This window comes from Cellulophaga geojensis KL-A, from assembly GCF_000568425.1.
In the GTDB taxonomy this organism is placed as follows: Bacteria; Bacteroidota; Bacteroidia; order Flavobacteriales; family Flavobacteriaceae; genus Cellulophaga; species Cellulophaga lytica.
Genome location: NZ_ARZX01000019.1, coordinates 18,102 through 34,090 on the forward strand (window position 1 = coordinate 18,102; position 15,989 = coordinate 34,090).

The window sequence follows — 15,989 nt, forward strand, 5'->3', positions numbered from 1 at the left end:
ATTAACTGTTTTGTGTTTTAAAAATTGAAGTATTGTTTTTCACGGAAAAACGCCCTCAACCCAATAAAAACAATAAATTTTTTACGGAAAAATGGAAAAAGGATATGAAAAAGAACAATTTAAGAGCCTAAGCATCAAAGCTTCAGTAGCGGAAAAATTCAATGGGTTTTGTAAAGAAATGTCACTTTCAAAATCAATGACCGTATTAGTGATGATTGAATTTTTTCAAGAAAATAATATTTCCCCAGTAGAATCAATAGAACCAAATATAGAAACCTTAGAAAAGCGAATTTCATTACTCATCAAGAAACGAATGAATGGAATGATTGCCATAATGAAAGACATCGAAAAGAACCAGACCAAACCGACGGTATCAATTTTACAGTCTCTTTTTGAACAGACTGGATCAAAAAAGAGAGCACGAATGGTGGAGAAAAATGACCCTTATCTGGAGAAAGACATTCACTTTCGCGAAAAGAAATATTTGAACAACAATGATGATGCATAATGAAAAGTGTAAACTACATTATTCAACTCAATACGATATTGGAAATATTCAATAACGATGAACGTATTAAACAAGGTCATATCACATTATACCTTGCCTTCTTCTATTTATGGAACAAAAAGTTTTTCAAACAGACCTTAACCATAAATCGGGAGCTCATAATGGAGCGAGCAAAGATTAAATCAAAAACAACGTATCATAATCATTTGCGAGATTTAGATGCCTGGGGATACCTTACCTACTATCCATCATATCATCCATCAAGAGGTTCTAAGATTAAGATGACCAGAGCTTGTCCCAAAAGTGGTACAACCAATAATACACTAAAGGTCCAAATTTTGGACAACTTCGTTCCAGAACCTAGCCAAAATTTAGTATCTTATTATAAACATAAAACAAAAGAAAACTTAAATAAACAGCCTGCCCTAATTTTTAATGAAAGTGAAGTTATTTCATTTTTCAAACAAAATAATTGGCCGGAGATAGAAGCACGAAAATTTCATGCTTTTATTAAATCGAAAAAATGGAAAACAGATAATTGGCAAACTATAGCGAGGATTTTTGCTAAAAACGATTTTGAATTAAAAGCACCTAAAATGAGGAGTCCAATTTCTGGCTATGTGGAAAAACTAAGAAATGAAGGTGGTTAAGGCCATTGACACCCTTTTGAGAAGGCTATTTTATCTTTCTTTCTACTACTTGGTTAGAAGCTTGTATTTTCGCCTTAAGTATCTTCATATCGTCACTCACCTTTCTATCTAAAATTTTGGCGTAGTGCTGCATAGTTCTTAAAGATTTGTGACCAAGCATTTTGCTTACAGATTCAATAGGTACACCGTTTGACAATGTTACTGTAGTGGCAAAAGTGTGTCTCGCCAAATGAAAAGTTAGATTCTTTGTTATTTTGCATAGTATAGCTATTTCCTTAATGTAGGCATTCATTTTTTGATTACTTAATACCGGAAGTAGTCTACCTTTATTCGAAACATCGGGATGGTCGTCATAATTATTCAAAATATCAATAGCTGTGGGTAATAATGGAATACTGCTTCGCGTATCGGTTTTAGAACGTTTTATTATAATCCATTTGTCTCCATCTATGCCAATTACAATGTCGTTACGCGAAAGTTTCTTTACATCAGCATATGCAAGTCCGGTAAAACAAGAAAAGAGAAAGATATCTTTAACTTGGTCTAAACGTTCTGTATGTAATTCCTTTTCCGCTATCTTTTGAATTTCTTCTTCTGTTAAGAATTCGCGCTCTACAACTTTGAGCTTAGCTTTCCAATTTAAAAAAGGGTCTTTTTGAATCCAATCGTTTGCAAAAGCAATACGAATGATTTTTTTAAAATTAGTAACGTATTTAACAGCTGTATTGTGTGCACACTTCCGCTCTGTCTTTAAATAATATTCTAATCCTGAAATAAATTTATGGTCAACATCTTTTACCGGAATATCCTTGGTCTTGTATTCTAGATTGATGTAGTCCGAGACGTGTTTCTTTGCGGTCTTGTATCGCTCAATGGTTCCTGGGGCAAATTCCTTACCCACCAAACGTTCTATCTTATCATTGTGAGTCTGAAAGATTTCTAACAGCATTTTATATTTTTTTCCTTTCCCCAGATAGATATTCTTAATAATATCAGCAGTAACTAACTCTTGATTTTCGGATAGCATATCGTGTATCTTATAAATCTTAAATTTAATAGTGTCTATATATCTATTGAGTTCCCTTACATCAGCAGTTGTACCACGGACTTTTCCACCTTCAGAATTCCATCTAGTCAAAAGTACCTTACGCTTAATGCTCAGTTCGCTACGTTTTCCATCTACCGTAATTCTTAAATAAATAGGAGCGTTACCATTCTTATCAATATCGTTTCCTCTAGGATAAAATAGGACTGAGAATCTAGTTTGCATTGGTGCGTGGTTTTTATTCCACTTAAAGATACAAAAATTAAAAACATAAATTACACGCAAGTACCTTTATATCAACGAATAACAGTCTATTCGGTGCGTATTTTAGATTGAAAATTTACGCACCGAATTACGCACCTAATCATTTATTTTTATATGGTTTTAGATGATATTAAAGAAAATTAAAAAAGCCCGAAAACATAGTGTTTACGGGCTTTTATCGGAATTTGGTGATCCCTAAGCGGAGAAAGAGGGATTCGAACCCCCGGAGGTGTGACCCTCAACAGTTTTCAAGACTGCCGCATTCGACCACTCTGCCATTTCTCCAAGTGTCTCATAAGGTATTCCCTTAATGCGGGTGCAAATATAAGAACCTTTTTTTATTCTATAAAACTATTTTATGCTTTTTTCTGTAATTTTTATTGCTGTATTAGATAACTCTTTGTTTCTTAAAAAATTAGACCCTAAAAAAAATTACAAATTAACTTCTTGGTTTGCCAAGTTGCCTATCATATAAAACAATACTGCCCGCAACTGCTACATTTAAGCTTAAGGTAGATTTAAATTTTACTAAAAAGTGCGACTCCTCTATAGCTTCTTTGCTTAACCCGTGATCCTCTGCTCCTAACAGGTACACACAGCGTCTAGGATGCTCAAAGGTTTCTAAATCTACCGCAGTATCATCTAGCTCCACTCCTACTATTCTAGTGCCAACTGGTATGTTATTTTTAAAATCATTAAACGTATTGTAGTGGTAATATGGTATAGATTTTACCGCATTGTGTGTATCACAAGCTTGTTTTGCATACCTGTTGCCTATGGTAAAAATAAAACTAGCCCCTAAGTTTTGCGCTGTACGCCATAAAACACCTAAATTTTCTGGTGTTTTGCCGTTTTGTATGCCTATACCAAAGTATTCATTTACAAAATTATCATTCATACCGCAAAAATATTAAACTTTTGCTATTTTAAACAGCCATTTGGCTAGTTCTACAACTATTACATAGTCAAATTACTTTTTTATGGTATATTACCACTTTAACATATTATTATATTGTTTATGCACGGAAACAATTCTTTTACAAAACACCTAATTTTTAGGTGTATAGCAACACGCCTATGCGTTATTTTTAGTTCTTTATTTTTTGTTATTTCTTGTAGTTCTGGTGATGGTTCGTCCTCGGAGAAAAAAGACCCTACAGAAGACACACAGGCTGATGAACAAGATGTTAACCAAGATAACAACACTAACAATAATGAAAATAGCAATGATTTAAACGCCAATATGCCGCCTTCTACAAATTTTAATTTAGCTACCTGGAATATTAGTATTCCTATAGATGAAGATAACAATAACAAAGCCGATACCGTTAAGGAAAACGAACTTAACAATGGGTTTACTAATGACAATTACTTTTATACCGCAGCAGATGGTGGTATGGTATTTAAATGTCCTATAGATGGCTTTAAAACTTCTGAAAACACCAAGTATACCAGAACAGAATTGCGAGAAATGCTACGCGCTGGCAATACTAATATAGACACACAAGGTGTTACTAAAAACAATTGGGTTTTTGGTAGCGCACCACAACAAGATATAACCAATGCTGGCGGTTATGATGGCGAATTACACGCTACATTAGCCGTAAACCACGTTACCACAACTGGTGATGATGACCAAGTAGGAAGAGTTATTATTGGCCAAATACACGCTAATGATGATGAGCCACTGCGTATTTACTACCGTAAACTACCTAATAACACTTTAGGGAGTATTTATATAGCACATGAAGAAAATGCTGCCAATGAAACGTTTTATGACCTTATTGGTAGCCGTTCTAAAAGTGCAGCCAACCCAAAAGATGGTATTGCTCTAGATGAAAAATTTAGCTACAGTGTAAAAGTTACAGGCAATAATATGTGGGTTACCATTAACAGAGACGGCAAAGATGCTATTGAACAATTTGTAGATATGACCAACAGTGGTTACGATGTTGGCGGACAGTATATGTATTTTAAAGCTGGCGTGTACAACCAAAACAATACCGGTACTGCTACAGATTATGTACAGGCTACTTTTTATAGCTTAGAGAGTGGGCATAGTAAGTTATAAAAGTCATTATGCTGTCATTCCATTAACAAATATCTGTACAAATTCTTTCATTTTGTCTAAAATACGCTCTCCTATAGAACGAGCCTGTAATATACTTGGTCTATTATCTAAACATTTAAAAATATCATCTCGTAATGGTTCTCTACCGTTATAAGTATAACTTTCTATTAATGCTTTAAACTGAGCTTTGTCTAACTTTTCATCCTCGCATATTTTAGACAACGCTAATACTTTTTCATCGTGCCAATAACGTTCAAATTCATCTTGTATGCTATCTACATCACTAATATGTGGTAAGTTTTCTTCAATAAACTTTTCTATTAACTCTCGTTTACTACGTAATTGTACATCTCCAGAAAGCATATCAATAATTGCTTTCTTCTGTGCTTTTGCATCTGCAGATTTAGCGTCTTTTAATTTTGCTAATAATTGTAAAATGTAGGCTACGTTTATTTGATCTCTATGAATAAGCTCTAACTCAAAATCGATATCATCAAGAATAGATGTTTTTTGCTTTTGGCTATCATTTTTAACCTTGTCGTGTAAATCTAAATATTTACTCTTAAAGTCTTCAAAAGTTTGCTCATCAATACCTAAATCTTCCCAATTAAAATCTGTGTATGATTCTAAAACGTTTTTAGCACGTAATAAACGTCTAAAAGCCTGTATAAAAGCCAACTCTTCTGTTTCGCTTGGTAAGGTATCTACCTCTTGAAACGTTGGCACAATGTCTAACAAGTTTTTTAGTGCGTCATCAAATTTTTCTGCAATCGCTTCATAAGGTGGTAAAATGATGTCTTCAATAGCCTCTTTGTTTGAAAACAATGTAATTGCTTCATCTGTTGCTTTTTTTAGGTTTCTAAAGCATAAAATATTTCCTTGCGATTTTTGCTCTCCTAAAATCCTGTTGGTTCTAGAATATGCCTGTATTAAACCATGATACTTTAAATTTTTATCTACGTATAATGTGTTTACTTTTTTAGCATCAAAACCTGTAAGCATCATATTTACTACAATAACAATATCTAAACGGTCTTTATCTAAGAAGGTTGTTTTTTCGCGTTCTTTTAAACGCTTACTTATGTCTTTAAAATAGTTTTCAAACTGCTGACTATCTTTAGTTGAAAAACTAGTGTTATACATTTGGTTATAATCCGAAATATATTCGTCTAGCTTTTCTCTGGTATGACTTGTTTTGTATTGAGTTTGTGGTTCTGCTGCTTGCGGTAATACATCGCCTGGAATATAATCTTGAGCGTCTTCATCATCCTCATTGGTTCCGTAAGTAAAGATTGTTGCAATACGTAAATTGTGTTCGCCTGCCTCTTTTTTACGTTTAAAAATATCATAATACTTAATTAACGTCTCAATATTACTCACTGCAAACAAAGCCGAATACTCTTTACTAAAGGTTTTCTGATTGTGATACGCAATCATATAATCAGCAATTTTCTCTAGGCGTTTTTCATCTGCAAAAACTTCAGCTGTATCAATGGCTTCCACTTCAATATCTATTAAAGTATTTCCTTTTTGTTTGTATTTACCAACATATTCAATACCAAAACGTAAAACATTTTGATCCTTAATAGCATCTGTAATCACGTATTTATGTAAACATTTACCAAACAAATCTTTAGTTGTACGTTTTCCTAAATCGTTTTTAGAAGCATTGTCTTTAAAAATTGGTGTCCCTGTAAAACCAAATAATTGGCTACTTTTAAAGTATTCGGTAATTTTTTTATGCGTTTCTCCAAACTGACTTCTGTGACACTCATCAAAAATAAAAACTACTTTTTTATCTTGTAAGTGCGTTAAGCTTTTTTCGTAATTGGCTTTTGAAATGGCATTGTTTAGTTTTTGTATTGTGGTTAATACCAATTTAGAATCGTCTGTTAGTTGTTTTACCAAAGACTGTGTATTATCTGTAACATCTACACTATCTTTTTTAAAGCTATTAAACTCTAACATAGTTTGGTAGTCTAAATCTTTTCGGTCTACCACAAAAACCACTTTGTGTACGTTAGGCAAATCCATAAGTAACTGACTTGCCTTAAAAGACGTTAATGTTTTACCAGAACCAGTTGTGTGCCAAATATAACCGTTCTCATTACTAGTTGCAACTTGATTTACAATCTGCTCTGTAGCATAAAATTGATATGGGCGAAGCACCATTAATATTTTGTGCGTTTGATTGTGCACTATATATTTTGCAATCATTTTACCCAAATGGTTTGGTTTTAAAAACGAACTAGCAAAGGCTGTTAAATTGGTAATGTTTTTATTGTTTACATCTGCCCAAAAGAAAGTTTGCTTTACTGACTGTAACTTATTATTAGCTAAATATTTAGTATTTACGCCATTACTAATAACAAACAATTGCACGTATTGAAACAAGCCATGATTAGACCAAAACGTATGACGTTGATAACGATTAATCTGGTTAAAAGCTTCCTTAATTTCTAAACCTCTACGTTTTAACTCTATTTGTACTAATGGTAAACCGTTTACTAACAACGTAACATCATAACGGTTTTTGTAAGTGCCTTCTTGGGTTATTTGGTTAGTGACTTGAAACAAATTACTTGCATAATCCTCACTATTAAAAAAGCGTACATAAAAACTATCTCCATTGTCTCTGGTAATATTAAACCTATCACGCAAGGTTTTTGCTTTTTCAAACACATTGCCTTTTGCTAAATGGTTAAGTATGGCATCAAACTCTTTATTAGAAAACGTGGTGTTATTAAAGGCTTCTAGTTGCGTTTTTAAATTAGATACTAAAGCGTCTCCATCTGGTATGGATACGTTTTGGTAACCTAAGCCTACTAATTGTTTAATTAGGTTGTTTTCTAGTTGTGCTTCAGATTGTTTACTCATAACTCTTTAAATAAATCTAGCCACTCTGGGTTTAAACCTTCTATTAATACTATTTTTTTTGCTCTGCTGCCTGCTTTTAATTGTTTTTCTCTTGCTATGGCATCTCCTATTTCTTGAAACGCTTCATAATACACCAACTTGTTTAAATTGTAACGTGCAGAAAAAGACTTTTTATCGTGCTTTTCTTTATGTTGTGTAATACGCTGCACCAAATTAGCTGTTACACCAATGTACAATGTGGTGTTGTTTTTATTGGTTATTATGTAAACGTATCCTGGTTTCATAGGTCATTGCGAGCGCAGCGCGGCAATCTGTTAATTATTAATTCTACTCTTTACGCCATTGTGCCTCTTTTCGTCATTGCGAACGCAGTGAAGCAATCTGGTTATCGTTTCCGTCATTGCGAGGAACGAAGCAATCTGTTTGTTGTTCACGTTTCTTTTCATAAGATTGCCACGTCGTTCGTACCTCACTCCTCGCAATGACGTACGCGAGGTAGTGACATTTTTAAACAAACATTTGCTGCAACAACCCTTTTTTAAACGCTTGCGTTTGCGTTATTTGCGTTTGTACGGCTTCTATTTTTTTATCTATAGCACTTAAATAATTGGCTATTTTTTGTTGTTCTTCGAAACAAGGAAATGGTAATTTTATTTCTGAAAAATATTTAAAACTTATCATTTTACCATCTCTAATTCCTTCAAGTTTACTTTGTAATTGTCTTATATATTTATCTGTTTTTAAATAACGTTTATAAAATTCTTTATTTACTTTTTCTGAAGTAGGTCGAAGAATATTATAAGCAGGACTACAAATTCCTTTATAGTTTGAATATTCTATTCCCCCTTGAAATGACCTTAAACTAATTATAAAATCTCCAACTTGTACCACCTTATAACTTGCAACACTTTTATCTGAAACTATCATATTATAATCAATCAATTCTCTAGGAATTGCACCTTGGTCTTGTGTTATAGCAAGAATTGGTAAATCTGAATTATGTTTTTTATCTGAAACACTTTTAAATAAAACATTGGCATGCGGAAATTCCCAATCTGGGAATTGCGTTTCATTTGGTGAGATTGCTTCGTGAGATTGCTTCACTGCGTTCGCAATGACGTCTGGTTTAAAACGCAATTGTTGGCTAAACAGTTGTTGCATTACGCCTTTTTTGTATAAGGCTAGTTTTTCCTTTTTTGTGGTTAGTTGCTGTAGTTTGGTATCTACTGCTGTTAAAAAATTGGCTATTTTTTGTTGTTCTTCATCTTGAGGTAAATTCAAGTTTAAAGTTTTCAATTGACTACTATAAAGATGAACTACAGATATTCCTTGAGATAATCTTGCTATGTCAATTTTCTTTTTACTGTTTAAATAGTATGAAAGAAAAACTCCATTTGTTTTCGATTTTATAATATTTAAATCTCCTCCAAGTGCTATTCCATCTTTTAAAACACAAGAGGCTGTAGCAATATCTATTTGAGTTTCTCCAGAAGCAGGTATAATTACATCATTACTTTCACTTAATACCAAATCATCAGCATTTAAATTTGTCTTAGATTTAATATCGAAAATAACTTCATCGTAAACTGTATATAATTCACCATATCTAATACATTCCAAAATCCCATTTTCATCAATATCCGATTTTGAAATACTTTTTCCTTTACTGAAAGCTGAAATATCTCCCAATTTCCTCTCTTCCCATTGCCCTTCAAATTCTTTAAAGCGTAGTTTGGGTACTCTTGCGTGTGTCATTTCGAGGGACGAAGCAATCTGTTTGTTGTTATCGTTGATATCATGAGATTGCTTCGTCGTTCCTCCTCGCAATGACGGTTGCGAAATAATGACGTTTCCTTTGTTGTTTTGTGTTGCCATTAAAAAGGAGTGTCTATGTTTAACTGTTTACAAAAGTCAGCAATAGTGGCATCGGTTTCTGCTATGTCTTGTTCTAAAGCTTTTAGGTCTTTGGCTACTGTGGTTAAATCTACAGGTGCTTCTTCTTCAAAGGTATCTACATAACGTGGTATGTTTAGGTTGTAGTCGTTTTCTTTTACTTCGGCTAAAGTGGCAACGTATGAATACTTATCAATAGTTGCACTTTGAATGCGCTCTGAATGACAGTACGCTCTGTAGGTGTCTACTATTTTATCAATATGTTTGTCTTGTAATACGTTTTGGGTTTTTACTTTCTCAAAATGTTGGCTGGCATCTATGAAGAGGATAGATTCGTTTCTTTTAGGATGAGATTCTTCGCTACGCTCTGAATGACAGGTTCTATTTTTCTTCAATACTAAAATACAAGTTGGTATGCTTGTTCCATAAAAAATGTTGGCAGGCAAACCTATCACAGCATCCAGGTAGTTTTTATCTTCTATTAAAAATTTACGTATGTGTCCTTCGGCTGCACCTCTAAACAACACACCATGTGGTAATACACAAGCCATAGTACCATTATCGTCTAATTGGTGCACCATGTGTTGCACAAATGCAAAATCTGCTTTACTTTTTGGTGCTAGTTTACCATATGCAGAAAACCTATCGTCAGACATAAATAAAGGACTTGCACTCCATTTTGCCGAAAATGGTGGATTGGCAACTATGGCTTCAAAACGTTTGTCTATATGGTTTGGGCTTGGGTTTACTAAGGTATCTTCGTTATAAATATCAAAACGTTTGTAGTGTACATCGTGCATAATCATGTTCATTCTGCACAAGTTATAGGTGGTTGGGTTACTTTCTTGTCCAAAAAACTCGCCTACCTCCTTTACTTCTTTGGCTACACGTAATAGTAAAGAGCCAGAACCACAGGTTGGGTCGTACACGCTTTTTAGTTTCTCTTTTCCTGTTGTTACTAATTGTGCTAGTATTTTACTAACTTGTTGTGGTGTGTAAAACTCGCCTGCTTTTTTACCTGCTCCACTAGCAAATTGACCAATTAAATACTCGTAAGCATCCCCAAGGATATCGCTATCTGAGTTTTCTAGGTCAAAATCTATAGTTTCTAAATGGGTAAGTACTTTTACAATCAGTTCGTTTTTTGCGTCTTCGGTCTTACCTAGTTTACTACTAGTTAAATCTAAGTCTTCAAATAGGTTGCCAAAATCATCTTCGCTTTCGCTACCCATAGTACTTTGCTCTATGCTGGTTAGCACGTTTGCTAAATCGCCTAGAATAAAGTTGTTTTTACCTGCAGAGTTTCCGCGTTTTGCTAGCTCACTAAACAGTTCACTAGGTTTAAGGAAATAGCCTAGTTTGTCTAAAGCTTCAAATTTAATGGCTTCTAATAATGCTTCTGCTTCTTCGTGAGTTTCTACGGTTTCGTAATCTAAACCGTCTGGTTTTAAAATAACATTAGCGTAGAGTTCCATTTTTCGGCTTAAATATTTGTAAAAAATAAAGCCTAATATATAATCTCTAAAATCGTCTGCATCCATATTACCGCGTAAATCGTTGGCAATATTCCACAAGGTTTGTTTTAGTTGTTGTTGTTTTTGGTCTTCGGGCATTTGGTAAAACTTAATTTGTTTTAATTTTTAAAGGTATCTAATTCAGCTAAAATTTTAAAACTAAACAGTATCAAATATTAGATTTTTATATAATACTTTATTACGCCTTTCCGTATTCCCGTAAAACAATACTACTAAAAAAAATCACAATTAACTGCTGTTATTTACTACACTAACAACTGTAATTGTAAAACTACTGTTGCTTAGTTTTAACCTAGTAATGTAAATTTATTTTACGTAATAACACCCCATTATTGTATAAATGGTATTGTTTTATTTATGGTTGGCACCTAAATACATAAAACCTTAGAAAAAAAAGGTTACAAAACAAAAAAGCCCAAAAAGGGCTTTTACAACTAAATTTATGTAGGGTTGCTTTAGTGTTCTAAATTATGCAATGCTAGTATGGGCACATTTGTATTGTTACCTAGGTCTTTTACCATTGGGTTAGAGAATATACTGCCAAAAAAACTGTGTTTTTTGTTTACAAAGGCTATCATACCGCTATCTCTACTCTGCACAAAAGAACGTACACCATTATGCAGGTTTTGGTTGTATAGTTTATGGTGTGTATATGTAGTGGGCTCTAACAGTGTGTTTAGTAGTGCTTTGTTTTCTAGTTGCTTAGAGCTAAAATCTAAGTTTTTTTGGATGTACAATACGCGTATTGGTGCCTTAGTTATGCTTGCAATTTCTACTAAAACAGCCAATTCGGCCTTAGTATAGGTTGTTTTAAAACTGGTAGGAAAAACAATTTCTGATGGTGCTTTGTATGTAATATGCCCCGGAATAGCTAGTACTGGGCAACCTCTAACTTTTTCCATAGTTACTACTGCATTACTGCCTAAAATTAGATGCTTGCTGTCTGTTTCTCCTCTTGTACCCATTACCACCAATGCAATAGTATTGTTTTTAATAGTGTTTTTTAGGTTGTCTGTAAGGTCGCCAATTTCTACAAGATATTTAAATGTATGGTTGGTGTTTGTAACAGTAAACGGAGGCTGATTTTTTAATTCTTCAATCTTTTTTTCTGCTGCTTCTTTTGCTGCCGTTAGAGTTTGGTCTACATTATCTACGCTTATAAGATTGCTTTTAGCATAACCTGGTACATAGCAAGAATGTAGTATAAAAAACTCACATTGCTCTTCTTTATACAGCTGAATGGCATAGTGTATTGCATTAGTAGAGTTTTTAGAAAAATCTGTGGGTAATAGTATCTTTTTTTTCATAACAACTGGTTTTTAACTGATTAAAATTTTAAATGCGTGGTACTAAAAATGCTTTGTAAACGTGCTTATTGTTTTAAAAACTAAAACACATCAACCTATAAAAAAACAAACTTAACTTTTGCTATTATTGGTTATAAACTACTACCGACTAAGGTTTTGCAGTACTAAAAATGGTATTTTAATTTGCAACCCTATTTCTTCTATAGTAGAGCTGTAAAGTATGTTTTCTAGGTAGGAGTGCCTGCGGTTTACCATTACTAGCATATCTATTTTTTGTGCTGCTATAGTATTATTTATACTTGCTGTTATGTCTGTACCAGAGCTATTTAAATGACTAAAGCTATTGTCTTTAAATGTGGCATCTAAAAACATTTTATTGTCTAGTTGCCTGTGTGATGATGGTTTAAAGTCTGACACATACAAGAAGTTTACCGTTGCACTATAGTTTTTTGCCAACGTACTTAGCAACTTTAACTCTCTGCGTTTATAGGTCAGCATATAGTCCGTAGGAAAAAGTATGTTTTTAGGATACTCTCTGTGGTAACCTGCTGGTACTGCTAAAACCGGACACTCTACATATTTTATAACTTGTAGTGTGTTGCTGCCAAAGGTTATATTACGGTTGTTTGTTTTGCCTTTAGTGCCCATAACAACCAAATCTGCATTTTGTTGTTCTACAATTTGGTTTACCTCGTCTACCAAGCTACCAAAGCAAGATACATAGCTGTATTTGTGTTTTGGATTAGGAGATGCTTCTAGTATTTCTGCAACTTCTTTTTGTAATGCTGTTTCTATTTTTTGTTGATAAGCATTTTTGTATTCCTCAAAACCTTCCCTATCTAAAGTGGTTGTGTTTTTATACACTTCATCTGCAAAGGCGTGTATTATTGTTATTTCGCTAATATCATGTTTAAATAAATGTATGGCATACATTATGGCATTCATAGCGGTTTCTGAAAAATCTGTGGGAATAACTATTTTTTTCATTACATAGTGGTTTTTAATTACACACTAATATAACCGCTAAACACCAGGTATAAAATGACTTATATCATACAAATTCATTTAAAAATGCACTAAATTTTAAGGGTGTCTGTTGGTGTTTCTATTAAAATGGTAATATCACCTCTTACCGCAATGGGTTGCTTCATTATAGTAGGGTTGTGTTGTATCATTTTAATCCAATCGTTGGTAGAAAAGTTATGAGGCTCAAAATTTTTCTTGTATTCCGGGTGCTGCTGGTTTACCAAGTCTGCAACCGAGATCTGCAACCTATCTGCAAGCTCTATAATTTGTGTGCCTGTAAGTTTTTCTTTTAAAATGTCTACTTCTTGCACTATAAAACCTTCTGTTTTTGCATACGCTATGGTTTGCTTTGCCCTAACAGAATCTGAACTATAATACAACGTAATTTGCCTATAAGACGTAGCTATTTCTCCCATATTTTTGTATTTATATATTGCAGCTTACTTTTTAAGTATGGTGCTTTAATAGTTGTTTTAAACGCTCTAAATAGTCTTGCAGTGCCTTTTTGTTTAAATGCGAACTATGACTTTCTTTAAGTGTAGTTGGGTTTTCATTTAAATTACGATAAAGCTCTGGGTAATTGGTCTCTATCTCTGTAGTTAGGTCTGTAATTTCTTTTAAAATATGGTCTGCACTTTCCATAACTTATGTGTTACTATTTAATCTGCTAGGTTGGTAAATTGCTTTACCAATTGCTCACCATCTATAATATACTCTGTTATACTAAAAATTTCTTTTCGGTTTTTTCTAAAGTCTTTTACAAAATGTGCCAAACTGTCTTCTAAAGCTGCGTGTTCTGATCTAAACTTATGAGAATCGTACGCAAAAGGGTTTTCTATAAGCTCTGTTAAGTGGTGTAAATGACTAGTGGTTTTTTCTAACAAACCGGTACATTGTTTATCTACAATTAATAAACTTATTTCTATTTCTTTTACCAAGTCTACGTTTTCCTTTTTAGAAATCCACAACAAGTACTTTTTTATTAGTCGGTGTAAAAACCGTAAATCGTCTTTATAAAACAACAAATCAGATTTCCAATGCTTTGTTAAAAGGTACAGTTGTTGCCAATTGGCTTCGTTAATATAATTGTCTGCTGGTCTGTTTCTAAAATTACTCATACTAAATTATTTTCTAGTAAAAGTAAAAGCATAAAATTGTTTTAGGTATGATATTTATCATACCCAGAACTAAAAAATTTACATAAGTTTTTGCAAAAATGTATTGTTTTAACACCTTATAAATATGGGTAGATGCGCTACAGATAAAAATATATGTAGTACTTTTATGGCCTAAAAATAACTTGTAATTATAGGAGCTTTTTATGCAGTATACAGACGTTTTTATTGAATTTTGGGAACAAGTAAAACAAAGTGTTGAAGAAGAACGTTTTGCTAAGCTTACAATGGCTAAAACCATTGGTAAACCTAATTTGAAAAACATTTTTGTACGTCCTGTATATTCTAATGACGGTTTTATGGTTTTACTTAAATTACGTTACAGATCTAGAGAAACCGAAGATATAGAGCAAAAATTGACTTTAGATGAAGCTTTCCCAATACTACAAAAGCACTTAAAAACTTCATTTTTTTCGGTATTACTTTTTACAACTACCAAAGACGTTACTTTTAAAATAAACAAAAAAGGCGCAGGTAGTATTACCGAGGGGTTACCAACTTTTACAAATATTACACAAGCAGAAATAGGCGATAATTAAATCCTTTACAATTTTATTAAAAAATCACCACAATTTAACACTGATTTTCTTACTTATTACATTAAATACCTAAAAAACCTGGAAAGCTAGAGCTGCAAGGTCTTTACTATATTGCTGTATTGGTAAAAACTACCACTTACGATTTTTAGTTGCTTTTTTGCTTTTAGTTGCTAAGTGTTTTTGCTTACGGTATTCTGGTGAAGCAATATGCGCTTCTATACTGGCAATAATGTTGTTTTTTACGCCAGTTATCAGCTTTGTTTTGTAGTTTTTTCTCTCGTACCACCAAGCCCATAAAAATAGTAAAACAACCAATATAATTTCCCAAGGATTATTACCAACTACAGGAACTTTATAGTAAACACTTACTCCTATAACTGGTTTTAAATATTTAATTCCAAAATATAACAGTACCATAGCAGCAAAGGCAAAAGATAAAAAAAATTCGCTGTTCATATTTCAATTCTTTTTTAACCTTATTATTAATTTTTAAGATAGATGCGTCACTTAATAGCGTGTGCTTATTGGTGTACATTTTGGTTATTGTGTCTAACCTAGATGCTATATTGCTTTCTGAAACCTTGTCACTAGTATGCTTAACAACATAGGTATTGTAGTCCAGATAATCTTGTTTGGTTATTTTTAGTTTTGGGTATAGAGCGTATAAACTCATTTGTAATAATTGATGCTTTTGTGGTTGTTTAGCTCATAAATATAGAAAAACTGTCTACTACTTACTACTAGTTCTAGAATAAAAAAACCTCAAAAACAGGTTGTTTTGAGGTTTATAATATCAATGAGGTACTGTTATTCTATTTCTCTAACACTTCTTCTTTTGTAGCTGCACCTTCTTCTTCTTTAGGTTTTTTCCATAAAGCATAAGAAACACCTGCCCAAGATAGGTTTAAAATAATCATACCTATAAAAAATGGGTTACGCCCACGGTCCATACTGTAATCTGCTATTCCAAAAAGGTAAACTGCCAACAAGGCAAATAATACCACAACACCTACAAAATACCCTATTTTTCCTTTTTTAGTTAAATGCTTTAATAGTAATCTTTCTAACATAATTTTATTTATATGGTTATTTAACTTTT

The 15,989-nt window shown here is 33.0% G+C and carries 17 protein-coding genes and 1 tRNA gene; 4 read left to right on the forward strand and 14 right to left on the reverse strand.

What is annotated here, in order from left to right:
- Positions 1-91: 91 nt before the first annotated feature.
- Both KLA_RS13400 and KLA_RS17645 read left to right on the forward strand, forming a co-directional pair.
- Positions 92-508: a BfmA/BtgA family mobilization protein gene (locus tag KLA_RS13400; RefSeq protein WP_034646378.1), complete on the forward strand. Its 417-nt coding sequence runs from the start codon at positions 92-94 to the stop codon at positions 506-508.
- On the forward strand, positions 508-1,158 hold the full coding sequence (locus tag KLA_RS17645; protein WP_051456109.1) for a hypothetical protein: 651 nt from the start codon (positions 508-510) through the stop codon (positions 1,156-1,158). Before KLA_RS13400 ends, KLA_RS17645 begins: the two co-directional genes overlap by 1 nt.
- A gap of 25 nt (positions 1,159-1,183) precedes the next feature.
- Here KLA_RS17645 and KLA_RS13410 read toward each other — a convergent pair whose 3' ends face one another.
- The 3 genes from KLA_RS13410 to KLA_RS13420 form a co-directional block, all read right to left on the reverse strand.
- Positions 1,184-2,428, reverse strand: a complete 1,245-nt coding sequence (locus KLA_RS13410; protein ID WP_034646379.1) for a site-specific integrase — start codon at positions 2,426-2,428, stop codon at positions 1,184-1,186.
- A gap of 239 nt (positions 2,429-2,667) precedes the next feature.
- Positions 2,668-2,752 (reverse strand) — tRNA-Ser (locus KLA_RS13415).
- Between the two features lie 154 nt (positions 2,753-2,906).
- Positions 2,907-3,365: an RNA methyltransferase gene (locus tag KLA_RS13420; RefSeq protein WP_013622609.1), complete on the reverse strand. Its 459-nt coding sequence runs from the start codon at positions 3,363-3,365 to the stop codon at positions 2,907-2,909.
- 120 nt (positions 3,366-3,485) lie between these two features.
- Here KLA_RS13420 and KLA_RS13425 point away from each other — a divergent pair, with 120 nt between their 5' ends.
- Positions 3,486-4,538 (forward strand): polysaccharide lyase family 7 protein, encoded by a 1,053-nt coding sequence (locus tag KLA_RS13425; protein ID WP_034646380.1) that lies wholly within the window; start codon positions 3,486-3,488, stop codon positions 4,536-4,538.
- A gap of 6 nt (positions 4,539-4,544) precedes the next feature.
- On the opposite strand, the gene KLA_RS13430 is transcribed toward KLA_RS13425, so the two are convergent.
- The 9 genes from KLA_RS13430 to KLA_RS13470 all read right to left on the reverse strand — a co-directional run bounded on the left by KLA_RS13430 (position 4,545) and on the right by KLA_RS13470 (position 14,294).
- Complete coding sequence (locus tag KLA_RS13430) at positions 4,545-7,415, reverse strand: type I restriction endonuclease subunit R (RefSeq protein ID WP_034646381.1); 2,871 nt, start codon at positions 7,413-7,415, stop codon at positions 4,545-4,547.
- Positions 7,412-7,699, reverse strand: coding sequence for a GIY-YIG nuclease family protein (locus KLA_RS18260; protein WP_034646382.1), 288 nt, complete (start codon positions 7,697-7,699; stop codon positions 7,412-7,414). The genes KLA_RS13430 and KLA_RS18260 overlap by 4 nt, the downstream gene beginning before the upstream one ends.
- 223 nt (positions 7,700-7,922) lie before the next feature.
- Positions 7,923-9,290 carry a restriction endonuclease subunit S gene (locus tag KLA_RS13440; RefSeq protein WP_051456110.1) on the reverse strand — a complete coding sequence of 456 codons (1,368 nt, stop codon included), beginning with the start codon at positions 9,288-9,290 and terminating at the stop codon, positions 7,923-7,925.
- A complete protein-coding gene (locus tag KLA_RS13445; protein WP_034646383.1) occupies positions 9,290-10,921 on the reverse strand; it encodes a type I restriction-modification system subunit M in 1,632 nt (543 codons plus the stop codon). Before KLA_RS13445 ends, KLA_RS13440 begins: the two co-directional genes overlap by 1 nt.
- Positions 10,922-11,298: 377 nt before the next feature.
- Positions 11,299-12,150, reverse strand: a complete 852-nt coding sequence (locus KLA_RS13450) for a universal stress protein (RefSeq protein ID WP_034646384.1) — start codon at positions 12,148-12,150, stop codon at positions 11,299-11,301.
- A gap of 141 nt (positions 12,151-12,291) precedes the next feature.
- Positions 12,292-13,137, reverse strand: coding sequence for a universal stress protein (locus KLA_RS13455; RefSeq protein WP_034646385.1), 846 nt, complete (start codon positions 13,135-13,137; stop codon positions 12,292-12,294).
- 89 nt (positions 13,138-13,226) lie between these two features.
- A complete protein-coding gene (locus KLA_RS13460) occupies positions 13,227-13,592 on the reverse strand; it encodes an arsenate reductase family protein (protein ID WP_034646386.1) in 366 nt (121 codons plus the stop codon).
- Between the two features lie 31 nt (positions 13,593-13,623).
- On the reverse strand, positions 13,624-13,818 hold the full coding sequence (locus KLA_RS13465) for a hypothetical protein (protein ID WP_013622620.1): 195 nt from the start codon (positions 13,816-13,818) through the stop codon (positions 13,624-13,626).
- A gap of 17 nt (positions 13,819-13,835) precedes the next feature.
- Positions 13,836-14,294, reverse strand: a complete 459-nt coding sequence (locus tag KLA_RS13470) for a hypothetical protein (RefSeq protein WP_034646387.1) — start codon at positions 14,292-14,294, stop codon at positions 13,836-13,838.
- 203 nt (positions 14,295-14,497) lie between these two features.
- On the opposite strand from KLA_RS13470, the gene KLA_RS13475 reads away from it, so the two are divergent.
- Positions 14,498-14,890, forward strand: a complete 393-nt coding sequence (locus KLA_RS13475; protein WP_034646388.1) for a hypothetical protein — start codon at positions 14,498-14,500, stop codon at positions 14,888-14,890.
- A 129-nt stretch (positions 14,891-15,019) separates the two neighbouring features.
- Here the strand turns inward: KLA_RS13475 and KLA_RS13480 are convergent, their stop codons facing one another.
- Positions 15,020-15,346 carry a hypothetical protein gene (locus tag KLA_RS13480; protein ID WP_034646389.1) on the reverse strand — a complete coding sequence of 109 codons (327 nt, stop codon included), beginning with the start codon at positions 15,344-15,346 and terminating at the stop codon, positions 15,020-15,022.
- Positions 15,347-15,702: 356 nt separating this feature from the next.
- A complete protein-coding gene (locus tag KLA_RS13485; RefSeq protein ID WP_051456111.1) occupies positions 15,703-15,960 on the reverse strand; it encodes a hypothetical protein in 258 nt (85 codons plus the stop codon).
- Positions 15,961-15,989 lie beyond the last annotated feature (29 nt).

Excerpts from the sequence above, each read along its gene's own strand:
- KLA_RS13425 (WP_034646380.1), top strand. The coding sequence starts at position 3,486 with ATGCACGGAAACAATTCTTTTACAAAACACCTAATTTTTAGGTGTATA.
- KLA_RS13455 (WP_034646385.1), bottom strand. The coding sequence starts at position 13,137 with ATGAAAAAAATAGTTATTCCCACAGATTTTTCAGAAACCGCTATGAAT.
- KLA_RS18260 (WP_034646382.1), bottom strand. The coding sequence starts at position 7,699 with ATGAAACCAGGATACGTTTACATAATAACCAATAAAAACAACACCACA.
- KLA_RS13470 (WP_034646387.1), bottom strand. The coding sequence starts at position 14,294 with ATGAGTAATTTTAGAAACAGACCAGCAGACAATTATATTAACGAAGCC.
- KLA_RS13400 (WP_034646378.1), top strand. The coding sequence starts at position 92 with ATGGAAAAAGGATATGAAAAAGAACAATTTAAGAGCCTAAGCATCAAA.
- KLA_RS13480 (WP_034646389.1), bottom strand. The coding sequence starts at position 15,346 with ATGAACAGCGAATTTTTTTTATCTTTTGCCTTTGCTGCTATGGTACTG.
- KLA_RS13420 (WP_013622609.1), bottom strand. The coding sequence starts at position 3,365 with ATGAATGATAATTTTGTAAATGAATACTTTGGTATAGGCATACAAAAC.
- KLA_RS13465 (WP_013622620.1), bottom strand. The coding sequence starts at position 13,818 with ATGGAAAGTGCAGACCATATTTTAAAAGAAATTACAGACCTAACTACA.
- KLA_RS13410 (WP_034646379.1), bottom strand. The coding sequence starts at position 2,428 with ATGCAAACTAGATTCTCAGTCCTATTTTATCCTAGAGGAAACGATATT.
- KLA_RS13440 (WP_051456110.1), bottom strand. The coding sequence starts at position 9,290 with ATGGCAACACAAAACAACAAAGGAAACGTCATTATTTCGCAACCGTCA.
- KLA_RS13475 (WP_034646388.1), top strand. The coding sequence starts at position 14,498 with ATGCAGTATACAGACGTTTTTATTGAATTTTGGGAACAAGTAAAACAA.
- KLA_RS17645 (WP_051456109.1), top strand. The coding sequence starts at position 508 with ATGAAAAGTGTAAACTACATTATTCAACTCAATACGATATTGGAAATA.
- KLA_RS13460 (WP_034646386.1), bottom strand. The coding sequence starts at position 13,592 with ATGGGAGAAATAGCTACGTCTTATAGGCAAATTACGTTGTATTATAGT.
- KLA_RS13450 (WP_034646384.1), bottom strand. The coding sequence starts at position 12,150 with ATGAAAAAAAAGATACTATTACCCACAGATTTTTCTAAAAACTCTACT.
- KLA_RS13430 (WP_034646381.1), bottom strand. The coding sequence starts at position 7,415 with ATGAGTAAACAATCTGAAGCACAACTAGAAAACAACCTAATTAAACAA.
- KLA_RS13485 (WP_051456111.1), bottom strand. The coding sequence starts at position 15,960 with ATGTTAGAAAGATTACTATTAAAGCATTTAACTAAAAAAGGAAAAATA.
- KLA_RS13445 (WP_034646383.1), bottom strand. The coding sequence starts at position 10,921 with ATGCCCGAAGACCAAAAACAACAACAACTAAAACAAACCTTGTGGAAT.